The organism is Methylococcus sp. EFPC2 (assembly GCF_016925495.1).
GTDB lineage: Bacteria > Pseudomonadota > Gammaproteobacteria > Methylococcales > Methylococcaceae > EFPC2.
In genome coordinates, this window is the sequence record NZ_CP070491.1 from 3,972,428 (window position 1) to 3,994,166 (window position 21,739).

Annotated in this window: 22 protein-coding genes; 20 read left to right on the plus strand and 2 right to left on the minus strand. The window is 61.1% G+C overall.

Annotated elements, in window-relative coordinates:
* The first annotated feature begins 78 nt into the window (after positions 1 to 78).
* From JWZ97_RS17005 to nfi, 10 genes are all read left to right on the plus strand, one after another.
* Positions 79 to 501, plus strand: a complete 423-nt coding sequence (locus tag JWZ97_RS17005; RefSeq protein WP_205431580.1) for a hypothetical protein — start codon at positions 79 to 81, stop codon at positions 499 to 501.
* A gap of 161 nt (positions 502 to 662) precedes the next feature.
* On the plus strand, positions 663 to 1,022 hold the full coding sequence (locus tag JWZ97_RS17010) for a hypothetical protein (protein WP_205431582.1): 360 nt from the start codon (positions 663 to 665) through the stop codon (positions 1,020 to 1,022).
* Between the two features lie 66 nt (positions 1,023 to 1,088).
* Positions 1,089 to 2,306, plus strand: a complete 1,218-nt coding sequence (locus JWZ97_RS17015; protein WP_205431583.1) for a TolC family protein — start codon at positions 1,089 to 1,091, stop codon at positions 2,304 to 2,306.
* Entirely contained in the window at positions 2,303 to 3,535 is a 1,233-nt protein-coding gene (locus tag JWZ97_RS17020; protein WP_205431585.1) for an efflux RND transporter periplasmic adaptor subunit, read from the plus strand. Before JWZ97_RS17015 ends, JWZ97_RS17020 begins: the two co-directional genes overlap by 4 nt.
* Positions 3,536 to 3,544: 9 nt before the next feature.
* A complete protein-coding gene (locus tag JWZ97_RS17025; protein ID WP_205431586.1) occupies positions 3,545 to 6,649 on the plus strand; it encodes an efflux RND transporter permease subunit in 3,105 nt (1,034 codons plus the stop codon).
* A 426-nt stretch (positions 6,650 to 7,075) separates the two neighbouring features.
* On the plus strand, positions 7,076 to 8,725 hold the full coding sequence (locus tag JWZ97_RS17030; RefSeq protein WP_205431587.1) for an OprO/OprP family phosphate-selective porin: 1,650 nt from the start codon (positions 7,076 to 7,078) through the stop codon (positions 8,723 to 8,725).
* A gap of 90 nt (positions 8,726 to 8,815) precedes the next feature.
* Positions 8,816 to 9,826 (plus strand): sulfate ABC transporter substrate-binding protein, encoded by a 1,011-nt coding sequence (locus JWZ97_RS17035; protein ID WP_305799085.1) that lies wholly within the window; start codon positions 8,816 to 8,818, stop codon positions 9,824 to 9,826.
* Positions 9,827 to 10,127: 301 nt separating this feature from the next.
* Positions 10,128 to 10,307, plus strand: coding sequence for a DUF2292 domain-containing protein (locus tag JWZ97_RS17040; RefSeq protein WP_205431588.1), 180 nt, complete (start codon positions 10,128 to 10,130; stop codon positions 10,305 to 10,307).
* 311 nt (positions 10,308 to 10,618) lie between these two features.
* Positions 10,619 to 11,476, plus strand: coding sequence for an EAL domain-containing protein (locus JWZ97_RS17045; protein WP_205431589.1), 858 nt, complete (start codon positions 10,619 to 10,621; stop codon positions 11,474 to 11,476).
* A 42-nt stretch (positions 11,477 to 11,518) separates the two neighbouring features.
* Positions 11,519 to 12,181 (plus strand): deoxyribonuclease V, encoded by a 663-nt coding sequence (gene nfi, locus JWZ97_RS17050; protein ID WP_205431590.1) that lies wholly within the window; start codon positions 11,519 to 11,521, stop codon positions 12,179 to 12,181.
* A gap of 73 nt (positions 12,182 to 12,254) precedes the next feature.
* Here nfi and JWZ97_RS17055 read toward each other — a convergent pair whose 3' ends face one another.
* Both JWZ97_RS17055 and uvrD read right to left on the minus strand, forming a co-directional pair.
* Positions 12,255 to 12,476 carry an acetyltransferase gene (locus tag JWZ97_RS17055; RefSeq protein ID WP_205431591.1) on the minus strand — a complete coding sequence of 74 codons (222 nt, stop codon included), beginning with the start codon at positions 12,474 to 12,476 and terminating at the stop codon, positions 12,255 to 12,257.
* 142 nt (positions 12,477 to 12,618) lie between these two features.
* Positions 12,619 to 14,796, minus strand: coding sequence for a DNA helicase II (gene uvrD / locus JWZ97_RS17060; RefSeq protein WP_205431592.1), 2,178 nt, complete (start codon positions 14,794 to 14,796; stop codon positions 12,619 to 12,621).
* A gap of 82 nt (positions 14,797 to 14,878) precedes the next feature.
* Here uvrD and JWZ97_RS17065 point away from each other — a divergent pair, with 82 nt between their 5' ends.
* The 10 genes from JWZ97_RS17065 to JWZ97_RS17110 all read left to right on the plus strand — a co-directional run bounded on the left by JWZ97_RS17065 (position 14,879) and on the right by JWZ97_RS17110 (position 21,705).
* Complete coding sequence (locus JWZ97_RS17065; protein WP_205431593.1) at positions 14,879 to 15,142, plus strand: YgaP-like transmembrane domain; 264 nt, start codon at positions 14,879 to 14,881, stop codon at positions 15,140 to 15,142.
* 87 nt (positions 15,143 to 15,229) lie between these two features.
* Complete coding sequence (gene aroA, locus JWZ97_RS17070) at positions 15,230 to 16,510, plus strand: 3-phosphoshikimate 1-carboxyvinyltransferase (protein WP_205431595.1); 1,281 nt, start codon at positions 15,230 to 15,232, stop codon at positions 16,508 to 16,510.
* Positions 16,511 to 16,717: 207 nt separating this feature from the next.
* On the plus strand, positions 16,718 to 17,299 hold the full coding sequence (gene rsxA / locus JWZ97_RS17075; RefSeq protein ID WP_205431597.1) for an electron transport complex subunit RsxA: 582 nt from the start codon (positions 16,718 to 16,720) through the stop codon (positions 17,297 to 17,299).
* Positions 17,300 to 17,303: 4 nt separating this feature from the next.
* Positions 17,304 to 17,843 (plus strand): electron transport complex subunit RsxB, encoded by a 540-nt coding sequence (gene rsxB, locus JWZ97_RS17080; protein ID WP_205431598.1) that lies wholly within the window; start codon positions 17,304 to 17,306, stop codon positions 17,841 to 17,843.
* Positions 17,843 to 19,345, plus strand: a complete 1,503-nt coding sequence (rsxC, locus tag JWZ97_RS17085) for an electron transport complex subunit RsxC (RefSeq protein WP_205431599.1) — start codon at positions 17,843 to 17,845, stop codon at positions 19,343 to 19,345. The genes rsxB and rsxC overlap by 1 nt, the downstream gene beginning before the upstream one ends.
* Positions 19,346 to 19,399: 54 nt before the next feature.
* The gene (locus tag JWZ97_RS17090) at positions 19,400 to 19,870 is read left to right on the plus strand and encodes a hypothetical protein (RefSeq protein WP_205431600.1); all 471 of its coding nucleotides are present in this window, start codon (positions 19,400 to 19,402) and stop codon (positions 19,868 to 19,870) included.
* A gap of 211 nt (positions 19,871 to 20,081) precedes the next feature.
* Positions 20,082 to 20,324 carry a type II toxin-antitoxin system Phd/YefM family antitoxin gene (locus JWZ97_RS17095; RefSeq protein WP_205431601.1) on the plus strand — a complete coding sequence of 81 codons (243 nt, stop codon included), beginning with the start codon at positions 20,082 to 20,084 and terminating at the stop codon, positions 20,322 to 20,324.
* Positions 20,321 to 20,584 carry a Txe/YoeB family addiction module toxin gene (locus tag JWZ97_RS17100; protein ID WP_205431602.1) on the plus strand — a complete coding sequence of 88 codons (264 nt, stop codon included), beginning with the start codon at positions 20,321 to 20,323 and terminating at the stop codon, positions 20,582 to 20,584. The genes JWZ97_RS17095 and JWZ97_RS17100 overlap by 4 nt, the downstream gene beginning before the upstream one ends.
* Before the next feature lie 36 nt (positions 20,585 to 20,620).
* Entirely contained in the window at positions 20,621 to 20,815 is a 195-nt protein-coding gene (locus JWZ97_RS17105; protein ID WP_205431603.1) for an addiction module protein, read from the plus strand.
* 104 nt (positions 20,816 to 20,919) lie between these two features.
* Positions 20,920 to 21,705 carry an NYN domain-containing protein gene (locus JWZ97_RS17110; protein ID WP_205431604.1) on the plus strand — a complete coding sequence of 262 codons (786 nt, stop codon included), beginning with the start codon at positions 20,920 to 20,922 and terminating at the stop codon, positions 21,703 to 21,705.
* Positions 21,706 to 21,739 lie beyond the last annotated feature (34 nt).

A 21,739-nucleotide genomic window follows, 5' to 3' on the forward strand; every position in this document is an offset into this window, starting at 1 on the left:
CATGGCGGGTTTGTTTTTTGCGGGTGACCAAGCGCGTTGTGCTACTATCTAGCCCAAGTTATAGGGTTGGTGGACATCGTGATCATCGCGTTGCGCTCCCAAAGTTACCGTTCTTGCCTGCACATCCTGGTGTATGTGTTGCTGGTGAGTTGGTTGGCTTCCATTGTCTCGTCCACCTGTGTCATGCCCGCTTCCTGGCGCGCCACTCTCGTTTCCCTCTCCGCACCGGCAGGATGTCCGGACCACGGGCATACCCTGGGACATGAGCCACGCCCCACGCCGGACTGCTCCTTCAAATCCTGCCTGGTACACGCCCTCGACCCGACTCTGGGGTACGAGGAGTCCAAACCGCAGATTCCAGTGTTCGGGCTGTTCCTGCTCGGGTTCATAGTCATCCCCCTCCCCGCACAAATCCGCTCCTGCCTGTTGTGCCGTACCGCGGGTCCACCGGCCGGCCGGCACGTTCCCCTCATCTACCGCTACTGCGTCCTGCTGAATTAGCCCACGGGGGCTAAACCACGCGCCATTACGGCGAGGGGCCGTCGTGCACCTTGCTGAAACCGGCGTTGCGAGGGCGGAAGGACGCCCGTCCGCTCCCAGGACCCCGAGCACAAGGAAAGGCTTTTGATTAAACGATGTCATCGACCGATCGGAGTTGTGCCATGAACAACGTCATCAAGACTTTGCTGTTTGCATTCGTTATCGCCGGGCTATTGGCTGGCTGCGCCCAGCCCAATCCTCACCCCATGGACATGAGCGCGGCGGTGCAAAGCGCCAAGACCAGAACGGACCACGAGGCACTGGCCACCCATTACGAGCAGGCGGCCAGGGATGCGGAAGCGGCGGTTAAGGAACACCGGAGCCTGCTCGACCAGTACAAGGCGCAGAGCTATCTGTACGGCAGGCAGGCGGCCACGGTTCAGGCGCATTGCGAAGCGCTGATCCGCTCGTACGAGCAAGTGGCGAAGGCGAACAAGGAACTGGCTGCATTGCACCATAGCCTGGGCCAGACTGTGAAATGAGCAGAATCGCGCGAGAAGCCCGCATGCGGGCTTCTCGGCCGCGCCGCAACGGGAAGGAGCAACGCCATGAAACCGCTTATCCTTGGGCTGGTTCTGTTATGGCCCTGGTGGTGCTGCGCGGAGGGCCTCAGTACACAGGCTAGCCTGGAACGGCTGGTCGAGGAGGCGCGGGAGCGCAACCCCGACATCCAGGCGGCGCGCCGGCGCTGGGAGTCTTCCCGGGCCGTGATTCCGCAGGTGCAGACCCTGCCCGATCCCAAGCTGATCGTCGGCTACAAGGACATGGCGCCGCAGCGGGAGTTGATGTACGGCGCGAGCCAGGAAGTGCCTTTTCCCGGCAAGCTGCGCCTCAAGGGTGAGATCGCCTCGCGCGATGCCGAGCGCATGGAGCAGGATTATCGGGCGACCGAGTTGGCGGTCGTCGCCCGGCTCAAGGAAGCCTATTACGACCTGCACTACGTTCATGATGCGATCGACGTGCTGGGTAAAACCAAGCAACTGTTGGAAGAGTTCGAGGCCACCGCAACGGCCCGCTATTCCGTCGGGCAATCCGCCCAGCAGGACGTGTTGCGCGCGCAGACCGAGATCTCCCGCCTGCTGGCCCGCCTGGCTTCCCTGGAACAAAAGCGGCAATCGCTGCACGCGGACATCAACCGCATCCTCAACCGCTTGCCCGCAGACCCGCTCGCGCCGCCGGGAGAATTGGCGTTCACGCGGCTGCGCCATGTCCCCGCCGAGCTGAACACGCTCTTGGAACAGTCCTCCCCTCTCTTGCACGGCCAACAAAAGAATCTGGAACGGGGCGATCAGACCATCGCCCTGGCCAAGCGGGAGTATTACCCGGACTTCGAGCTGGACGCGCGGGGACTGCACGACAATGCCATGAAGACCGACGGCTACCAGGTCATGCTGAACGTCAAGGTGCCGCTCTATTACGCCAGCAAGCAGCGAGAAGGCGTGAACGAGGCGGTGGCGGGACGCGAAGCCGCCTACCAGGAACTGGTGGCCCTGCGGCAGGAATTGCTGGCCCGCATCCGGGACAATCTGGCCCAGGCCGAACGCGCGGACAAACTCGTCAATCTGCTGAAAGGGGCCATCATCCCGCAATCGCGCCTGACCCTCGCTGCCGCCCAGGCGAGTTATGCGGTCGGTAAGGTGGATTTCCTCACCCTGCTCAACAGCCTGCTGACCCTGCAGGAAAACGAGCTGGAGTTCCACAGCGAGCTGACCGAGCACGAGAAGGCCGTGGCCCGGCTGGAAGGCATCCTGGGGGAAGCGCCATGAATCCGCGCTTCCGCGACCTGTTCATCGGCCTAGTCTTCGGCGTCCTGGCCAGCCTGGTTTTCGTGAGCATCTACCGCACCGAAACCCCGGTCGTCGCCAGGGTCGAACCGGAGCCAGCCCCCGCCGTGGCTCCGGAGCACGCAGGCCACGTCGGCCATGCCTCCGAACCCAAAGTCGACCACACCGCCCATGCGCCGGCGGCATCGGAACATAGCCTGCTCATCGGTCTGGAGCGGCTGCAGTCCATTGGCGTCAAGTTCGAGCCGGCCGCCTTGCGCCCGCTGGAGCGGACCATACGCACGGTCGGACGGGTGGAGGTGGACGAACGCTATCTCGCCCGCGTCACGGTCAAGCTGGAGGGCTGGATCGACCGGCTTTACGTCAACTACACCGGGGAGTCGGTCAAACAAGGCCAGATCCTGTTCACGCTCTACAGCCCGGAACTGCTGGCCACCCAGGAGGAATACCTGATCGCGTTGCGCAGCAGCCGCACGCTGGGGAAAAGCGAATTCCCCGAAGTGGCCGAAGGCGCCCATTCCCTGCTGGAGGCCTCGCGCCGGCGGTTGCGGCTGTGGGACATCCGGGAAAACCATATCCGCGACCTGGAGCGTACCGGGCAGGTCGTGACCGCCTTGCCTATCCATGCCCCGCTTTCCGGCACGGTGATCAGCAAGACGGCCGTGGCGGGCATGCAGACCAGGCCGGGCGAGGAGTTGTACACCATCGCCGATTTGTCGCATATCTGGATCGTGGGCGACATCTACGAATACGAGATGCCGCTGATCGCCGTCGGGCAGAAGGCCGGCGTCAGCCTGTCCTACGCGCCGGATTCCACCTTGCAGGCGCATATCGGCTTCATCTATCCCACCGTGGATCCGCAGACCCGCACCGCCAAGGTTCGCTTCGAGCTGGACAATCCGGGCGAAAAGCTCAAACCCGGCATGTACACCAACCTGGAGCTGAAGATTCCGCTCGGCTTGAGGCTGGCCGTACCCAAGGACGCCGTGCTGGAATCCGGCGAGCGGCAGGTCGTGTTCATCCATTCGGGGGAAGGACGGATCGAATGGCGCAACGCCAAAATCGGCCTGCGCAGTGGCGACAGGGTGGAGATCCTGGAGGGTGTGCATGAAGGCGAGCACGTCGTCACCTCGGCCAACTTTCTCATCGATTCCGAGAGCCAGTTGAAGGCGGCGATCGGTGGCATGCCCGGCGCGACACACCAGCACTGAGACAGGGCCATGGTCGAAAAACTCATCGAGTTTTGCGCCGGCAACCGGCTCGTCGTCCTGCTTCTGGTGCTGGCCTTGTCGGGCGGCGGTTACTGGTCCATGAAGCAGACGCCCATAGACGCGCTGCCCGATCTCTCCGATACCCAGGTCATCGTCTATACGCCCTGGATGGGGCGCTCCCCGGACCTAGTGGAAGACCAGGTCACCTATCCCATCATCACCGCCCTGCTGTCGGCCCCCAATGTCACCGTGGTACGGGGCTTTTCCGATTTCGGTTATTCCTACGTCTACGTCTTGTTCAAGGACGGCACCGACATTTATTGGGCACGTTCCCGCGTGCTGGAATATCTCAACCAGTTGGCCGGCAAGCTGCCGGAAGGCGTGGCGCCACAGCTCGGGCCGGACGCCACGGCGGTCGGCTGGGTGTATCAATATGCCCTGGTGGACACGAGCGGTCAGCAGGACCTGGCCTCGCTGCGCTCATTCCAGGACTGGTATTTGCGCTACTGGTTGCGCAGCGTCGACGGGGTGGCCGAAGTGGCGAGCGTGGGTGGATTCGTGCGTCAGTACCAGATCGCCCTCGACCCCAACAAAGTGCTGGCCTACCGGCTCAACCTGAACGAGATCATCGAGAAGGTACGCATGAGCAACCTCGACGTCGGCGGGCGGGTCGTCGAGTTTTCCGGCATCGAATACATGATACGCGGGCGGGGCTACATCAGGTCCACACACGACATCGAACAGATTGCCGTCGGCGCCAACCCCAGCGGTACACCCGTCCTGCTGCGCGAGGTGGCGACGGTCAGCCTCGGTCCGGACATGCGGCGCGGGCTCGTGGAACTCGATGGCAAAGGCGAGGCGGTGGGTGGGGTGGTCATCATGCGCTACGGCGAGGACGCGATGGAGGTCATAGACCGCGTCAAGGCCAAGCTCAAGGAGGTGGAAGCCTCGCTGCCCAAGGGCGTGAAGATCGTGACCGCTTACGATCGCAGCGACCTCATCCGCGGTGCGGTGGCCACCGCCAACGAAAACCTGCTGGAGGAACTCGTCACGGTCAGCGTGCTGATCGTGGTGTTCCTGCTGCATTTCCGCTCGGCCTTGATCCCCATCCTGACCCTGCCCATCGCCATCCTGATTGCATTCATCCCCATGCATATCCTCGGGGTCGGCATGAACATCATGTCCATAGGCGGCATCATCGTCGCCGTGGGCGACATGGTGGACGCCTCCATCGTGATGGTGGACAACGCCCACCGGAGGCTGGAGGAATGGGAAAGGAACGGGAAGGCGGGCGAACGCCGCCGGGTACTGATCGATTCCGCCAAGGAGGTTGGCCCGCCGATATTCGCATCGCTCTTGGTGATCGCCGTCGCCTTCATGCCGGTGTTCACCCTGGAAGCCCAGGAAGGCCGGCTGTTCAAGCCGCTGGCCCTGACCAAGAACCTGTCCATCGCCGTCAGCGCGGTGCTGGCCGTGACGCTGATTCCGGCCCTGCTGTCTTTCTTCGTCCGCGGACGCATCATCCCGGAGCGGCGCAATCCGGTCAGCCAGCTATTGCAATGGGCCTACGCACCCGTGCTGAGACTGGCCCTGCGTTATCGCGTATCGCTGGTGGTCTTGGCCTTGGCGCTGGTGGCGAGCATCGCCGTACCCTTTCAGCGCATGGGGTCGGAATTCATGCCGCCTCTGTACGAAGGCACCATCCTTTACATGCCGACCACCTTGCCGGGCATCTCGGTCACCGAGGCGGGCAGGCTCCTGCAGCAGATGGACCGCAAGCTCATGGCCTTTCCCGAGGTCGAGCATGTGTTCGGCAAGTCCGGCCGCGCCGAGACCTCCACCGACCCGGCGCCTTTCTCCATGATGGAAATCGTGGTGGAGCTCAAGCCCAAGGCGCAATGGCGGGCGGGCCTGGGCTACGAAGACCTGATCGCCGAGATGGACCGCGCCCTGCAATTTCCCGGCGTGACCAATGCCTGGACCATGCCGATCAAGGCGCGCATCGACATGCTGTCCACCGGCGTGCGCACGCCGGTCGGCATCAAGATATTCGGGCCGGATCTGAAGCGCATCGAGGAGATCGGCATGTCCATCGAGTCAGCGGCACAAGCCGTGCCCGGCACCCGCAGCGTTTATGCCGAGCGGGTGTCGGGCGGCTATTTCCTGGATTTCACGGTCAAGCGCGAGGAGATCGCCCGTTACGGGTTCACCGTCGCGGACATCAGCAAGATCATCGAATCGGCCATAGGGGGGGAAAGTATCACCACCACCGTCGAGGGACGCGAGCGCTATTCCGTCAATCTGCGCTATCTGCGGGAGTTGCGCGACGACGTGGACAAACTGGGCCGACTGACGGTCAGCGCGCCCGGCGGCGCCCAGGTGCCCATCGCCCAGCTCGCCGACATCCGCATGGTGAGCGGTCCCTCGATGATACGCGACGAAGACGGCATGTTGTCCGGCTACGTCTACGTGGACATGACCGGGCGCGACGTGGGCGGCTATGTGGACGACTTGAAGCGGGTCGTGAAGGAACGCATCGAATTGCCGGCGGGCTATACCCTGACCTGGTCGGGCCAATACGAATTCATGGAACGCGTGCGGGAGCGGCTGAGCCTGTTCATCCCGCTGACGCTGGCCATCATCTTCGTGCTCTATTACTTCACCTTCCGTTCGGTCGCCCAGACCCTCATGGTCATGCTGGGCGTGCCGCTCGCCCTGGTCGGCGGGATGTGGACCTTGTACGGACTCGGCTACCACCTCAGCATCGCCGTCTGGGTCGGGTTGATCGCCCTGGCCGGCGTCGCGGCCGAAACCAGCGCGGTGATGCTGTCCTACCTGGATGAAGCGGTCCGCCGCCGCCGGGATGCCGGCCGACTCAACGGCGTGGAGGATTTGCTGGAAGCGGTGCACACCGGCGCCATGGAGCGCATACGCCCGGTGATGATGACGGGCTTGGCCAACATCGTCGGCTTGTTTCCGACCATGCTGGCGACCGGCATAGGCGCGGACGTGATGAAGCGTCTCGCCGCTCCGATGATAGGCGGCATCGGTTCGGCCATGCTGCTGACCCTGCTGGTCATCCCGGCGATCTACGTAATCTGGCGCGGGCGCTAGCCGCCACGCTGGACTTGAGTCCGCTCCCCCTTATCGGGCGCCGAGGTGTGGCCCCTCGACACCGACGTGGAAATTACAGACACCGTGCCCGGGTGTTCCGGGATGTGGCCGTAGGGAAGACCGATAGCGTCGGTCGACCATAGCGGTTGCGTTGAATGGATTATCAACGATGGGCGGCACCCTAGTTCCACGAACAAGTGGCAAACTCCAAGCTCTACTGTGTTTCAATATATTCCTTTTGTTCATAAGCATGTAAGTATCATGTCATTTACGGAATAAAGCCGAGTTTGTATAGTTCCGCGCGCTTTATCCAGTGTTCGTGACATGAGGAAATGGTCCACCGTACCGATGGCGACCCAAACCATTTGCGACTCATAAGCGAACTCACCGGACTGCCGGAAGTTCTTTAGCCACTGGAGTGAATCCATGAAAAAAACCAAATTATTGGCTCTCGCCGCGGTCGCCAATGGCCTGCTGTTGGGCCAGATCGGTGCGGTCGAGGCGAAAGCCAAGGCCTCGCCCAAGGACGCACAAATCGAAGCGCTGACGAAGCGGCTCGAATTGCTGGAAAAGCGTCTGGAGGAAAGTGAAAAACGTAATACGCAGTTGGCGACCAAGCCCCCGGAGGTTGAAAGCCCGGTGGTTAAGCAACTGGACCGCAAGGTAAAAATCATCGAGCGGAAGTTGGAAGTCGACAAGGAGGTTGCCGACGCCGCCAAGAAAACCAGTCCCCGGTTGGAGGCGGGGGCCGATGGGGTCCGCTTCGTGTCGCCCGAGGGCGATCATGTCGTGCGCTTGCGCGGTGCCTTGCAGACGGACGGCAAGTTCTACATGGACGACAACCACGCCGTGGTGGGGGGCGAAGCCAACGGCATCAACATTCCCGACCGCTTCGAGCTCAAGCAGGCGCGCGTCTGGCTGGAAGGCACGCTGTTCAAGCACTTCGATTTCAAGATCATGCCGGACTTCGGCAAGAATGGCGGCACGCTGCTGCAGGACGCCTATCTGGACGCGCATTACTTCCCCTACGCCAGCCTGAACATCGGCAAGCAGAAGACGCCTCTGAGTCTGGAGCGCTTGCAGGGCGACTCCGACGGCACCTTCCTGGAACGCGCCTATCCCACGCAACTGGCCAGCAACCGCGATGTCGGGGTGATGCTGCACGGTTCGTTCGCCAAACCGGGTTACGACGTCACTTACGGCGGCCCGGTCGATTTCAGGAACTTCATCAGCTACCAGCTCGGCGTGTTCAACGGCAGCGGCGACAACGGTGCGGCCTCCAATCTGAGCGATTCCAGCAAGCAGGACGACAAGGAGTTCGTCGGCCGCATCTGGGCGCATCCCTTCCAGCATTCGGGCATAGAGGCCCTGGAGGGCTTGGGCGTGGGTGTGGCGGGGAGTTGGGAGCAACCGAACCATAAAGGCACGTTGAACAATATATCGAGTGCCAACGGCGGTAATACCATAGTGAATTATGGTGCGCTCGGAGGGGCCACCGGAGCGAATACCAAGACTACTTCTCTGGTGGCCGACGGCGATCACTACCGAATCTACCCTCAAGCCTACTGGTATAGCGGACCATTTGGCTTGATGGCGGAATACGCAATTTCATCCCAAGAGCTGTTGGGAGGGAAATCAAACGGCTCCAATGGCGCGGCTGGCGACACTGCGCGCATACAGCAAGACAATCGTGCTTGGCAGGTGCTGTTTTCCTACGTGCTGACCGGCGAGGACAATACTTTCCAGGGTGTGAAGCCGCGCGAAGCCTTCGACCCGCTCAACGGCAAATGGGGCGCGCTGCAACTGGCTGCTCGCTGGACCGAACTGGAAATCGACAAAGACAGCTTCAAGACCCAAACGGTCAATGGACGGCCGTTCCAATTGCTTGATCCCAGTAGGTCGATCCGAAATGCAACGGCCTGGTCTTTGGGGGCGAACTGGTATCTGAATAAGTTCACCCTGATTCGCGCCGACTACGAGCAGACCTATTTCGATGGTGGAGCAGGTACTCTGGCGCACGTCAAAGACCGACCCAACGAAAAAGTCTTTTCCACCCGTTTCCAGTTGTCATTCTAAGCGGATGTGGATGTCGTTCGTCCCCCAACCCTGCGGGAGGAAGCTTCGTATGAGTTTTATCAAGTCATCTTTCCAACAAAGGAATATCGCGTGAAAACAAAAATCTTCAATAACGTGCTGGGCGCCGTACTTTCGGCTCTATTGTTCAACGCGGCGTCCGTGCAGGCCGCCGACGTCAAGCTCTTGAACGTCTCCTATGATCCGACCCGCGAGTTCTACCAGGAATACAACGAACTCTTCGCCAAGCACTGGAAGCAGAAGACCGGCAAGTCTTTGGAGGTGCAGCAGTCTCACGGTGGCAGCGGCAAGCAGGCGCGCGCCGTGGTCGATGGCCTGGACGCGGACGTGGTCACTCTGGCGCTTTCCTACGATGTCGATCAGCTGAGCAGCAAAGCCAAGCTGATCCCTGAAGACTGGCAGAAGCGCCTGCCGAACAACAGCGCGCCCTACACCTCGACCATGGTGTTCCTGGTGCGCAAGGGCAACCCGCTCAAAATCAAGGATTGGGACGATCTGGTCAAGCCGGGTGTCTCAGTCGTCACGCCGAATCCTAAGACTTCCGGCGGCGCGCGCTGGAACTATCTGGCCGCGTGGGGCTACGCGCTGAAGAAGCTCGGCAACGAAGCGGCAGCCAAGGATTTCGTCAAGAAGCTCTACAAGAACACCGCCGTTCTGGATACCGGGGCCCGCGGTTCCACCGTGTCGTTTGCCGAGCGCGAAATCGGCGACGTGCTGATCACCTGGGAAAACGAAGCCTATCTGACGCTCAAGGAGTTCGGCGAAGACAAATATGAACTGGTCGCTCCTTCCCTCAGCATACTGGCCGAGCCGCCCGTCGCCTGGGTGGACGACGTGGTACGCAAGCACGGTACCGAAGATGCCGCGAAGGAGTATCTGACCTATCTGTACAGCAAGGAAGGGCAGGAGCTGGCGGCCAAGCATCATTACCGTCCGCGCGATCCCGAGGTGGCCGCCAAGCACGCCAAGGATTTCAAGCAATTGAATCTGTTCACCATTGACGAAGTTTTCGGCGGCTGGACCAAGGCGCAACAGGCCCATTTCGCCGATGGCGGCGTGTTCGACCAGATTTACGCACAGTAAGCGCATTCGAATAAGCCAAGCCAGTTCGGCGCCGGCAGGCCACTAGGGCTTGCCGGCGCCAATTTCTGTAGATGACGTTCCGTTAAAGACCGCGCCGTGGCCAGGCGGTCTGCGTCAGCGTTCCCGCTCCCGCTATCTCGCTCAAGGAAATTCCGAGCGCTAGCGCTATTCCTGCTCCCAGTGCCGCGTTGGCTTATTCTTTTTGGTTATTCGCTTGTAAAAACGTATTCGTATACGGAATAAAAATTGCCTCTTAAACTCTCTCCCCAAGGAACCTACTTGGAGATTGGAGGTAAAGAAGGTGTCATCTCCCACTGTGGCGAGCATATCCGAAACCGAAGCGCGCATCGTCAGTCAGCTTCTAGATGCTTTGCGTAACCTGCGCTTTGGATCGATCGAATTAACCGTACATGACGGACGCGTGGTCCAGATTGAACGGCGTGAGAAAGTCCGCCTCGAACATAACGGCTCTTCCCGTTAGGGCGCCTCTTTCATCTATCAGCGGTTCATACTTCTCTCCTGGGGCGTAGCCTTGTTGGCGGGCATTTAGCCCGCCTTTTTTATATGGGCGACGTGAGGGAATCCAGGCGCTTAAGTGCCGCACACATACATCGGGCACGGGTCTTCATCCCGGTTATTTAATTCATCTGTCGAGGAGGTAAGCCATGCACAACGTCATGCGATGTACCCATTCCAAACTATCATTTACCCGCTCACGCGGGCTATCCGGTGGGGTTCCCCGCTCTTTCCGGATAATGCGTAATCAGGGAGTAATTCAAGAGGACACTAGCTATGCCATTGCACGATCTGGTCGAATATTTCAATCAACGTATCAGTGATGAACAAGGATTAAAAATACCCCCACTCAGTGTGCGGGGCGGACAGATCGAAGGCCGCTTCGGCGATCTGCGTCTGGCCAGTGAATTTCATCCCATCCGCCGTGCAGACGATCCCAGTCAAGTAATCGGTCACGACGCCACGCTTCAGGCATTCGAACCTGAATCCAGCCATAACCTGGCCGCCAAGGTCTTCCATGCCGCCGACGTCGGCAGCATCATCAACGTGGACCGCATGGTTCGCACCATCCACATGCTGAACTACCTGCCCGACGCTCATGAAAACGGCTATTTGTTTCTGCATGTGCATCCCCGCCACATCCTCGGAGTCAAACGGGACCACGGCGCTTATTTCGAGGAAGTAATATTCCGTTGCGGACTTTCCCCGCGCCGCGTGGTCATCAGCGTGCCCGTCACGCCGGTCTACGACCGCCAACTGATTCTGCTGCTCGAAGGCTTGAAGAACTATCAGGAACGCGGGTACGGAACGGCCATCAAGTTCGACGACAAGGCCAACGCGGCTTTTCTGGAACGTTACTGCATCGAGTTTCTCTATCGCATCACACCGGATTTCGTGCGCCTGGATCGCACCTTCTTCTCAACCTTGCGGCAGAACGAGGATGTCTCGGCGAGGCGCAAGACCAATTTGCTCTCGGTCATACACAGCCTGGATGCCCATTTCGTGGTGGAGGGTATAGATGATCAACGCGACGTCGCACTCGCCAAGGCCCTGCGCGCCGATCTGGTCAAAGGCGCTTATTACGAACGGCAGGATGCGGTGGAGCCACCTTTACGCGCAGTTACCGGCGCCTAGCGTGGCCTCATTGGGGCGGCATGCGGCCGCCCCCGTTCCGACATGATTCCATTGCCATTTCGCCATCCCTGGAACGTGACGCCCTCCGAGGCTGTCGCCATCCAGAAATCGCTGCGTGAGTACCTGGTGTTGACGGACGATTTTGGAGAGATCCGCTGCGTGGCCGGCGTGGATTGCGGCTTCGAAGATGGCGGCACGACGACGCGCGCGGCGGTGGCGGTCCTGTCGTTTCCCGGTCTGCAGCCGGTAGATCAGGCTGTGGCGCGACTTCCCACGACCTTTCCCTACGTCCCTGGATTGCTGTCATTCCGCGAGGTGCCGGCGATCCTGGCTGCACTGGAAGGCTTGAGGCAGGCCCCCGATCTGCTGCTGGTCGACGGCCAGGGCTATGCTCATCCGCGGCGCCTGGGTATCGCCTGTCATCTGGGTTTGCTGACCGGTCTGCCCGCCATCGGCGTAGGCAAGACCCGGCTGATCGGTAAGCACGACGAGCCGCCGACGGAACGGGGGAGTTGGGTGCCTTTGCTGGATAAGGGCGAGGTGGTGGGGGCCGTGCTGCGCAGCCGGGTCGGGGTGCAACCCTTGTATGTTTCCGCCGGACACCGCATCGGGCTGGCTACGGCGGTGGATTGGGTGATGCGCTGTACCACCCGTTATCGCCTGCCGGAAACCACCCGTGCGGCGCATGGGCTGGCTTCCGGTTAGGTCTTGGGGAATAGGTCGTTTAACCTATCGGGGACCCTGATGATAGGGTCCATGCTACGGGCGCGGCCCGTACTTATTTGCGCAATTCCTGGTCGCGGTAGTGGACGTCGAGCCAGCAACGCGGCAAGTCCTCGCCGGATTGGAACTGCAGATCGGTCTTGAGGAACTTGTCGGCGTCCTGGACTTCCTCGCCATAATGAAAACGTCCTACCAGCGTCTTGTGGGTCGGATTGACCAGATCATTGAGGCTCAGCACTTCGACCAGATGGCCATCTTTTTTTTGTTTGAGAAACATGGCTTTACCCTCCTTAAGTGATGGAAGCGAGTCGGCAGGCCCGCTCGTTTGCGGAGCGAACTCAGCACCAGTTTAGACCGGACAAGCAGGGATTGTACGCCGTGTTTTGGTGTGGCAAAGCACTTTTCTCGGTCGATTTGTCCTAAACAGGCTGCAGATTGGCGTAAGCCAGCATCAGCCATTTCGCGCCTTCCTTGGCGAAATTCACCTGCACGCGGGCCTGGGCGCCTTCGCCTTCGGCTTGCAGGATGACGCCTTCGCCGAACTTGGCGTGCGTCACCCGCTGCCCTAGCTTGAAACCTCCCGCGTGGCCCGAACTGAGCGAGGCGGACTTCGTGACCGTAGCCGCCGTGACCGGCCGGCTGACCTGGGCGCGGGGGCGGATTTCCTGCAAGTGCTCGGCGGGTATTTCCCGCAGGAAGCGGGACGGCCGGGAATAGGTTTCCTTGCCGTACAGCCGGCGCGATTCGGCGTAGGTCATGACCAGTTGTTTGCGCGCGCGGGTGATGCCCACATAACAAAGCCTGCGTTCCTCCTCCAAGCGGCCGGGCTCTTCCATCGATTGCATACTGGGGAACAGGCCTTCTTCCAGGCCGACCAGGTAGACCTGCTCGAATTCCAGTCCCTTGGCCGAATGCAGGGTCATGAGCTGCACGCAATCCTCGGAAGGATCGCCCTGCGCCTCGCCGGCTTCCAGGGCGGCGTGGGCGAGGAATTGATCGAGCTTGCTCAAGCCCTCGTCCTCGGGCTGGGATTCGTTTTCGAACTGGCGCGCGGCGGTGACCAGTTCCTCCAGGTTCTCCACCCGGGTCTCGGCCTGCTCGCTCTTGTCCTTGCGGTAGTGATCCAGCAGGCCGGATTTTTCGATGCCGTGCCGGGCCTGTTCGTGCAGCGGTAGGTCTCGGCTAGCGGCCGCCAGCTTCTCGATCAGTTCCAGGAAGGCGGCCAGCAGGCCGCGCGCGCGCGCCGGCAGTTCCTGGCTTGCGCTCAAGGCTTGCGCCGCCTGCCAGAGGGAAACCTGGTCGCGCCGGGCCCATTCCCGGACGGCATCCAGGGTGCGCGCACCGATGCCGCGGGTGGGCGTGTTGACCACCCGCTCGAAGGACGGATCGTCGTGCCGGTTGGAGATCAGGCGCAGATAGGCCAAAGCATCCTTGATCTCTTGACGTTCGAAGAATCGCAGGCCGCCGTAGATGCGGTAGGGGATGCCCATGGCGATCAGCTTTTCTTCGAACTGCCGCGACTGCGCGTTGGAGCGGTAGAGTATGGCCATCTCCGACCGCCTCCCGCCTTCCTGGGCGCTGCGCCGGATGCGGTCGACCACGAAATAAGCCTCGTCCTGTTCGTTGAATGCGGCGTACAGGCCGATAGGCTCGCCGGCGCCGACCTCGGTCCACAGATTCTTGCCCAGACGCCCCTCGTTCTGCGCGATCAAGGCATTGGCGGCGTCGAGGATGTGGCCGGTCGAACGGTAGTTCTGTTCCAGGCGGATGAACTGGTGGTTGGGATAGTCGCGTTGGAACTGGTGGAGATTTTCGATCTTGGCCCCGCGCCAGCCGTAGATGGACTGGTCGTCGTCGCCGACTACGAACAGGTTGTCGTGATCCTGGGTGAGCAGGTTCAGCCAGGCATACTGGATGCTGTTGGTGTCCTGGAATTCGTCCACCAGCACGTGGCGGAAGCGCCGACGGTAATGCGCCAGGGGCTCGGGGTTGTCGCGCAGGAACTCGTGGGCGCGTAGCAGCAGCTCGGCGAAATCCACCAGGCCGGAGCGCTCGCACTGCTCCTCGTAGATGCGGTAGACGCGCTGCAACTGGCGCTCGAAGGGATCGTAGGCCTCGGGCAAATGGCGCGCGCGACGGCCTTCTTCCTTGTGTCCGTTGATGTACCAGCAGATTTGGCGCGCCGGCCAGCGCGACTCGTCCAGTTCCAGACCGCGCAGGATGCGCTTGACCAAGCGGGTCTGATCGTCCGAGTCCAGGATCTGGAAGGTTTCGGGTAGGCCGCATTCCTTGGCATGGCGACGCAGCAGGCGGTGCGCCAGGCCGTGGAAGGTGCCCATCCACATCGGACCGGCGGAGAAGTTCAACAATTGTTCGATACGCCCGCGCATCTCGCGCGCGGCCTTGTTGGTGAAGGTGACGGCCAGGATGCTGTTGGGCGAGACTTGTTCCACCTGCATCAGCCAGGCGATGCGGTGCACCAGCACGCGGGTCTTGCCGCTGCCGGCGCCGGCCAGAACCAGGATGGAAGTAGGCGGGGCGGTGACCGCCTGCCGTTGGGCGGGATTGAGGGGATCGATGAGCGCGGTGATATCCATGCCGCCATTCTACCGGAATTCGGCTTGCGCATTTTTTTCACAGACCCCACAATCCGGCTGTTAATTTACCAGGAGCTTTGCCATGAGTTTCGATTTCAAGAGAGCCTTGCAGAAGGAAATCAACGTCGGCCTGAAGGAGCAGAAAATCCGTTATGGCGTCGGCGCCGCTGCCGCCGTCGCATCGGTCTTCCTCGGCAACATTCCCCTCCTGCTGCTCGGGGCCATCCTGCTGTACACCGGCAAGAGCCGCTGGTGCCCGGTTTATTCTGGCCTGAGCAAGAGCACGGTGGACCCCAACGAGCCGGAGCCGACCTGCTGCGGCGGCCATCACGGCCACAGCCACTGAGGCGCAAGCGGGGCGGCCACGAGCCGCCCCGATCGTTTTGGGCGGCTTCCAAGCTGTCCGCATTCCTGATCTCGCCAAACTCACCCGATGGAAACTCTCACGCTCAATCCCGCCCACGGCGCCCGCGGCACGGTCAAACTGCCCGGCTCCAAGAGCATCTCCAACCGTACCCTGTTGCTGGCCGCGCTCGCTCGGGGCACGACCGACATCAAGGAACTGCTCGCTTCGGACGATACCGCCCGCATGCTGGAAGCCTTGCAGGCATTGGGCGTCGAACTCACGCAGACCGGCACAGATGACTGGCGCGTGGAGGGTGTGGATGGGCACTTCCCGGTCAAACAGGCCGATCTGTTCCTCGGCAATGCCGGCACCGCGTTCCGCCCCTTGACCGCTGCACTCGCCCTGTCCGGCGGGCATTACACGCTTTCCGGCGTCGCCCGCATGCACGAGCGCCCCATCGGCGATCTGGTCGATGCCTTGCGCCAAGCGGGTGCCGATGTCGGCTATTTGGGCAACGAGGGCTTTCCGCCGCTGGAGATACGGCCGGGGACGATAGCGGGTGACAAAGTTTCGGTGCGCGGCAACGTGTCCAGCCAGTTTTTGACCGCGCTGCTGATGGCTCTGCCCCTGACCGGCCGGTCCATCACCATCGGTGTGGTCGGCGAGCTGATTTCCAAGCCCTACATCGAAATCACCCTCAAGCTGATGGCGCGCTTCGGCGTGGACGTGCGGCGCGACGGCTGGCAGGCATTCACGTTGCCGGCCGGAAGCTTCTATACCAGTCCGGGCACGCTTTACGTCGAGGGCGATGCCTCGTCCGCCTCCTATTTCCTGGCGGCCGGCGCGATCGGCAAGGGTCCGGTGCGCGTCGAGGGCGTCGGCCGCGACAGCATCCAGGGCGACGTGCGCTTCGCCGAAGCGTTGGCAGCCATGGGTGCCAAGATCACCGTCGGCGAGAACTGGATAGAATCGAGCGCCGAAGGCCGCCTGCGCGCCCTGGACCTGGACTGCAACCACATCCCGGACGCCGCGATGACGCTGGCCGTCGCCGCGCTGTTCGCCGACGGCACCACCACGCTGCGCAACATCGCGAGCTGGCGCGTGAAGGAAACCGACCGCATCGCCGCGATGGCAACCGAATTGCGCAAGGTAGGCGCGGCGGTGGAGGAGGGCGCCGATTACATCCGCGTCACGCCGCCCGCCGCGCTCATCCCGGATGCGACCATAGACACTTACGACGACCACCGCATGGCGATGTGCTTCTCCCTGGTCGCACTCGGTGGGGTGCCGGTAACCATCAACGACCCCGGGTGCGTGGCCAAGACCTTCCCCGATTACTTCGAGCGCTACGGCACGATCGTCGGCTGAGCCTTGCCCGGGCAGATCACCTGGCGGCGAAGGCAGCGTCGTGTTTTCCGAGCATCTTCGTTACCGTCGGCAGCAGGGCCATCCCGCTAAGAGACACACTCTTTCCTGATGGTAAATAAGGAAATCAATAACTTAGTTGACAAGCCCGCCCGCGCCTCTAAAATGGCCGACCACTTGTAATTCCCGCTCCGGCTATTCCCTTTCTCGATGAAAGACTATCTGCTCATCCTGCTCGGCACGATGCTGGTCAACAATTTCGTGCTGGTGAAGTTTCTCGGCCTGTGCCCCTTCATGGGCGTGTCGCGCAAGCTCGAGACGGCGGTGGGCATGGGACTGGCGACCACCTTCGTGCTGACGCTCTCCTCGGTTTCCAGCTATCTGGTCAACGAATACCTGCTCACCCCGCTGGACCTGGAATACCTGCGGACCATCGTGTTCATCGTGGTCATCGCGGTGGTGGTGCAGTTCACCGAGATGGTGGTGCGCAAGAGCAGCCCGGTGCTTTATCAGGTGCTGGGTATATTCCTGCCGCTCATCACCACCAACTGCGCGGTGCTGGGCGTGGCCCTGCTCAACGTGCAGGCCAAGCACGGCTTCATCGAATCCTTTCTTTACGGCTTCGGCGCCGCGGCCGGCTTCACCCTGGTGCTGAGTCTGTTCGCCGCCATCCGCGAGCGGGTGGACGCGGCCGACGTGCCCAAGCCCTTCAAGGGCAACGCCATCGCCCTCATCACCGCAGGCCTGATGTCCGTAGCCTTCATGGGCTTCTCCGGCCTGGTCAAGGGCTGATCCCATGCTGGCGATACTGGCGGTTTGTGCGCTGTTCACCGTGTTCGGCCTGGTGCTGGGCTATTCCTCGCTGCGCTTCAAGGTCGAGGGCGATCCTTTGGTCGACAAGATTGACGCCATCCTGCCGCAGACCCAGTGCGGCCAGTGCAGCTTTCCCGGTTGCCGGCCTTATGCGGAAGCCATCGCCCAGGGCGAGGCGGACATCAACCAGTGCCCGCCCGGCGGCGAGGAAGGCGTGAATGCTCTGGCCGATCTGCTGGGTGTCGATCCCAAGCCGCTGGCCGGCGGCGCCTCGGCGGAGAAGCCTAAGAGCGTGGCGCTGATCGACGAGCAGAAATGCATAGGCTGTACCTTGTGCATCCAGGCCTGCCCGGTCGACGCCATCCTGGGCTCGGCCAAGCAGATGCACACGGTCATCGCCTCGGAATGCACGGGCTGCGAGCTTTGCATCCCGCCCTGTCCGGTCGATTGCATCAGCATGGAAGCCATTCCCGATACCCTGGCCACCTGGCAGTGGCCTGCGCCCGCCAAGCAGGTGCACTGATGTTCAAGCTCTGGTCGTTTTCCGGCGGCGTCCACCTGGACACGCACAAGGAGGAATCCAGCCGCGTTTCTTTGGGTACGGCGCGCCTGCCCGAAATGCTGATCTACCCCCTGCAGCAGCGCGGCGGCCGCGAGGCCGAGCCGGTGGTCGAACCCGGCCAGCGCGTGCTGAAAGGCCAGGTCATCGCACGCGACGGGCATCCGATGAACCCGCCCATCCACACGGCCACCTCGGGCATCGTCCGCGCCATCGAGGAACGGGAACTGCCCCATCCGTCCGGTCTGCCCGGTCTTTGCATCGTGATCGAGGCCGACGGCGAGGACGAGGCGCTGGAGTTCGCCGGCACACCCGATTACGGCGCTATCAGTCCGGATGAGCTGCGCGCCCACATCCACGAGGCGGGCATCGTCGGCCTGGGCGGGGCGGCTTTCCCCACGGCGGTGAAGGTCAATCCCGGCGAGCAGCGCCCCATCGACACCCTGGTTCTCAACGGCGCCGAGTGCGAGCCCTACATCACCTGCGACGATGCCTTGCTGCGCCATTATCCCGGTCAGGTGCTTGGCGGCGCGCGCATCCTCATGCAGATATTGGAGGTCGACCGCTGCCTGCTGGGCATAGAGGACGACATGCCCGAGGCCATCGCCGCCCTGAACGAAGAACTGGCCCACGGCGGCTATCCCGGCGTGGAAATCGTGCCGGTACCGGCGATCTACCCGACCGGCGGCGAGAAGCAGCTCATCCAGGTGTTGACCGGCCGCGAGGTGCCCGCCAACGGCATACCGGCCGATGCCGGCATCGTGTGCCAGAACGTCGGCACGGCGGCGGCGATCTATCGTGCCATCGTGCACGGCGAACCGCTGATCGAGCGCATCGTTACCGTCACCGGCCAGGGCGTGGCCCAGCCGCAAAACCTGCTGGCCCGCATCGGCACGCCCATCGCCGACCTGGTCGGGCAGTGCGGTGGCTATACCTCTCAGGCGCAGCGTCTCATTTTGGGCGGACCCATGATGGGCCTGGCCCTGCCCGGCGACGATCTGCCCCTGGTCAAGGCGGCCAACTGCATACTCGTGGCCGGCCCGAACGAGGTCATCGGCGAGAAGCAGGCCCTGGCCTGCATACGCTGCGGAGCTTGCGCCCAGGCTTGCCCGGTCGGCCTGCTGCCCCAGCAGCTTTACTGGTACAGCCGTGCCGACAAGCTGGAACGTGCGCAGGACTACAAGCTGGCCGATTGCATCGAATGCGGCTGCTGCGATGTGTCCTGCCCCAGCCATATCCCGCTGGTGCAGTATTTCCGCGCCGCCAAGAGCCGCATCGCCGCCAAAGAGAGAGACCGACTAAAGGCCGAGCACGCCCGCGAGCGCTTCGAAGCCCGCCAAGCCCGCAAGGACGAGGAAAAGCGGGAGAAAGCCGAAAGTGCCCGGCGGAAAAAGGAGCTGCTGGAGAAGGCCAAGGAGCCCGCGCAGGTGGACGCCCAGCCGGCCTTACCCGCCCAGGAGGCATGATAGGATGGCCGTTTCGCGCATCTCAATTGACAGCCAAGGCCGGAAGGAGGCCGCATGATTCATCATATTTCCATCGCCGCCCAGAATCCCGAACATGTCGCCGCCGTCCTGGCGGAAGTCCTGGGCGGCGTGTCGTTCGCCTTTCCGCCGGCCCGCGGCGGCTACATCGCATTGTGCGACGACGGCCACGCCACGGCCATCGAGGTCTATCTGGCTCAGACCCTCATGCAGCCCGGCGAAGCGGACGAGGAGGTGCGTTTCGTCGATGAAGGCCAAGCCCAGGGCTATAGCCCGACCCATGCCGCGATATCCGTCGCGCGCGACGAAGCCGCCATACATGCCATCGCCCAGCGGGAAGGCTGGCGCGCGGTGACTTGCGAGCGTGGCGGTTTGTTCAAGGTCGTCGAGTTCTGGGTCGAGAATCGTCAACTAATCGAGTTCCTGACCCCGGAGATGGCCCGCGATTATCTGGCCACCATCACGCCGCAGAAATGGGCGGGGTATCTCGAAGCCGGATTGTCCTGAGGCTGATGATCATTGTTTGGTTGATCCCCTGTGAGAGTGGGCTTCAGCCCGCGATTAGGCGCCAGTTACGGGCTGAAGCCCGCTTCAACGAGATCGGTGTAGATGGCGTCACTCCTTATTCCTGGAGAGAGAATAAAGAGCCGTAGCTGGAACGCTTGACATGCGTACGATAAAGCGTACGCTGGATGTATAAACTTCCGGGAGTGAAGCTATGACCATCATCACGGCAAGCGAAGCGCGTTCCAATCTTTACCGCCTGATAGATGACGCGGCGCAGTCGCACGAGCCCATATTGATTACGGGTAAGCGGGCTAACGCGGTTCTGGTATCCGAAGCGGACTGGGCCGCCATACAGGAAACCCTGTTTCTCTTGTCCGTTCCGGGTATGCGGGATTCCATCGTCGAGGGACTTAATACCCCGGCCGAGGAATGCACTCCGGAGCTGGATTGGTGACTTGGAGACTCGTTTATACCAAGCAAGCGCAAAAAGACGCCAAGAAACTTGCCGCGGCCGGATTGAAAGAAAAAGCCCAAGAATTATTAAGGCTGGTTGCCGAAAACCCTTTTCAAAACCCGCCGCCATACGAAAAGCTAGTTGGGGATTTGAGCGGCGCGTATTCGCGTAGGATCAACATTCAGCATCGTTTGGTTTATCAAGTTCTTGAGGAAGAGCAAGCCGTGAAAGTATTACGATTGTGGACGCACTACGAGTGAAACAGGCTCACCAACCTTATCCCGGAGAACAAGCCCATGGCCTTAACCGTCGAACAAATTGAGGAAGAGGTTCTGTCGCTGCCCAGCGAGGCGCGCGCCCTTCTTGCCGATCGCTTGGTAGAGAGCCTGGACCCGGCCGAAGATGGAATAGCCAAGTCGCTTTGGATAGCCGAGGCGCGTAAGCGTCGTGACGAGGTGAGGAGCGGCCTAGTAACACCTATACTCAGATGAGGCACAGGGGCGGATTAGGCAGTTTAGTAGGCTGGAATGAGTGTTAACGAATTCCAGCGACACATCGTTGGTTTGATAACTCTCTAAGGAGCACAGGTGGCGAGATGTCAGTCAATAACAAAGGAATTCAGTCGAAGTTTGCCGTAAAGATAGAGTCCGAAGATGCCGAATCACGGCTCGCAGTTTTGATTGACGCTGACAACGCCCAACCATCGATCATCGAAGGATTATTGGCCGAAATTGCGAAATTCGGCATTGCGAGCGTTAAGCGAATCTATGGAGATTGGACACAACCTCAGTTGGGCGGGTGGAAAAAAGTTTTGCTGCAACACTCGATTCAGCCGGTCCAGCAATTTGGATATACAAAAGGGAAAAATGCAACGGATAGCTCGCTCATCATTGATGCGATGGATTTGCTATACACCCGGCGGTTTGATGGATTTTGCCTCGTATCGAGTGATAGCGATTTTACTCGCCTGGCATCACGCTTGAGAGAGGAAGGGTTGGTCGTCTATGGTTTTGGTGAGAAAAAGACGCCGCAACCATTTGTGTCGGCTTGCGACAAGTTTGTTTATACCGAGATTTTGCGTGTAGAAGGTGAGGTTCTTCAGGAGGTGATAACCCCTAAAGAGTCTGACAAGCCGGTAGATAAGCAAAAGTTAATCGAACTAGTCATTACCACCGTGGACGATGTTTCGGAAGACAGCGGATGGGCTCACCTTGGCGCGGTTGGAAGCAACATAAATAAGCTTTCACCGGGTTTTGATCCCCGTCTATACGGCTTTAAAAAGTTCAGCGACCTCGTTAAATCCCTGAACGTGTTCGATATCGAGGAGCGGTCGTCGAATAGCAGCGGCGCCAAGTCGGTATACATCAGGAAAAAACATTGACATCCCACAAGTGGGCTTCCTCCTAACGAGCGTC

Coding starts and splice junctions, on each gene's coding strand:
- aroA (WP_205431595.1), top strand. CDS start 15,230: ATGGAAACTCTCACGCTCAATCCCGCCCACGGCGCCCGCGGCACGGTC.
- JWZ97_RS17105 (WP_205431603.1), top strand. CDS start 20,621: ATGGCCTTAACCGTCGAACAAATTGAGGAAGAGGTTCTGTCGCTGCCC.
- JWZ97_RS17045 (WP_205431589.1), top strand. CDS start 10,619: ATGCCATTGCACGATCTGGTCGAATATTTCAATCAACGTATCAGTGAT.
- JWZ97_RS17065 (WP_205431593.1), top strand. CDS start 14,879: ATGAGTTTCGATTTCAAGAGAGCCTTGCAGAAGGAAATCAACGTCGGC.
- JWZ97_RS17010 (WP_205431582.1), top strand. CDS start 663: ATGAACAACGTCATCAAGACTTTGCTGTTTGCATTCGTTATCGCCGGG.
- rsxA (WP_205431597.1), top strand. CDS start 16,718: ATGAAAGACTATCTGCTCATCCTGCTCGGCACGATGCTGGTCAACAAT.
- JWZ97_RS17055 (WP_205431591.1), bottom strand. CDS start 12,476: ATGTTTCTCAAACAAAAAAAAGATGGCCATCTGGTCGAAGTGCTGAGC.
- JWZ97_RS17095 (WP_205431601.1), top strand. CDS start 20,082: ATGACCATCATCACGGCAAGCGAAGCGCGTTCCAATCTTTACCGCCTG.
- rsxB (WP_205431598.1), top strand. CDS start 17,304: ATGCTGGCGATACTGGCGGTTTGTGCGCTGTTCACCGTGTTCGGCCTG.
- rsxC (WP_205431599.1), top strand. CDS start 17,843: ATGTTCAAGCTCTGGTCGTTTTCCGGCGGCGTCCACCTGGACACGCAC.
- uvrD (WP_205431592.1), bottom strand. CDS start 14,796: ATGGATATCACCGCGCTCATCGATCCCCTCAATCCCGCCCAACGGCAG.
- JWZ97_RS17090 (WP_205431600.1), top strand. CDS start 19,400: ATGATTCATCATATTTCCATCGCCGCCCAGAATCCCGAACATGTCGCC.
- JWZ97_RS17015 (WP_205431583.1), top strand. CDS start 1,089: ATGAAACCGCTTATCCTTGGGCTGGTTCTGTTATGGCCCTGGTGGTGC.
- nfi (WP_205431590.1), top strand. CDS start 11,519: ATGATTCCATTGCCATTTCGCCATCCCTGGAACGTGACGCCCTCCGAG.
- JWZ97_RS17030 (WP_205431587.1), top strand. CDS start 7,076: ATGAAAAAAACCAAATTATTGGCTCTCGCCGCGGTCGCCAATGGCCTG.
- JWZ97_RS17025 (WP_205431586.1), top strand. CDS start 3,545: ATGGTCGAAAAACTCATCGAGTTTTGCGCCGGCAACCGGCTCGTCGTC.
- JWZ97_RS17110 (WP_205431604.1), top strand. CDS start 20,920: ATGTCAGTCAATAACAAAGGAATTCAGTCGAAGTTTGCCGTAAAGATA.
- JWZ97_RS17020 (WP_205431585.1), top strand. CDS start 2,303: ATGAATCCGCGCTTCCGCGACCTGTTCATCGGCCTAGTCTTCGGCGTC.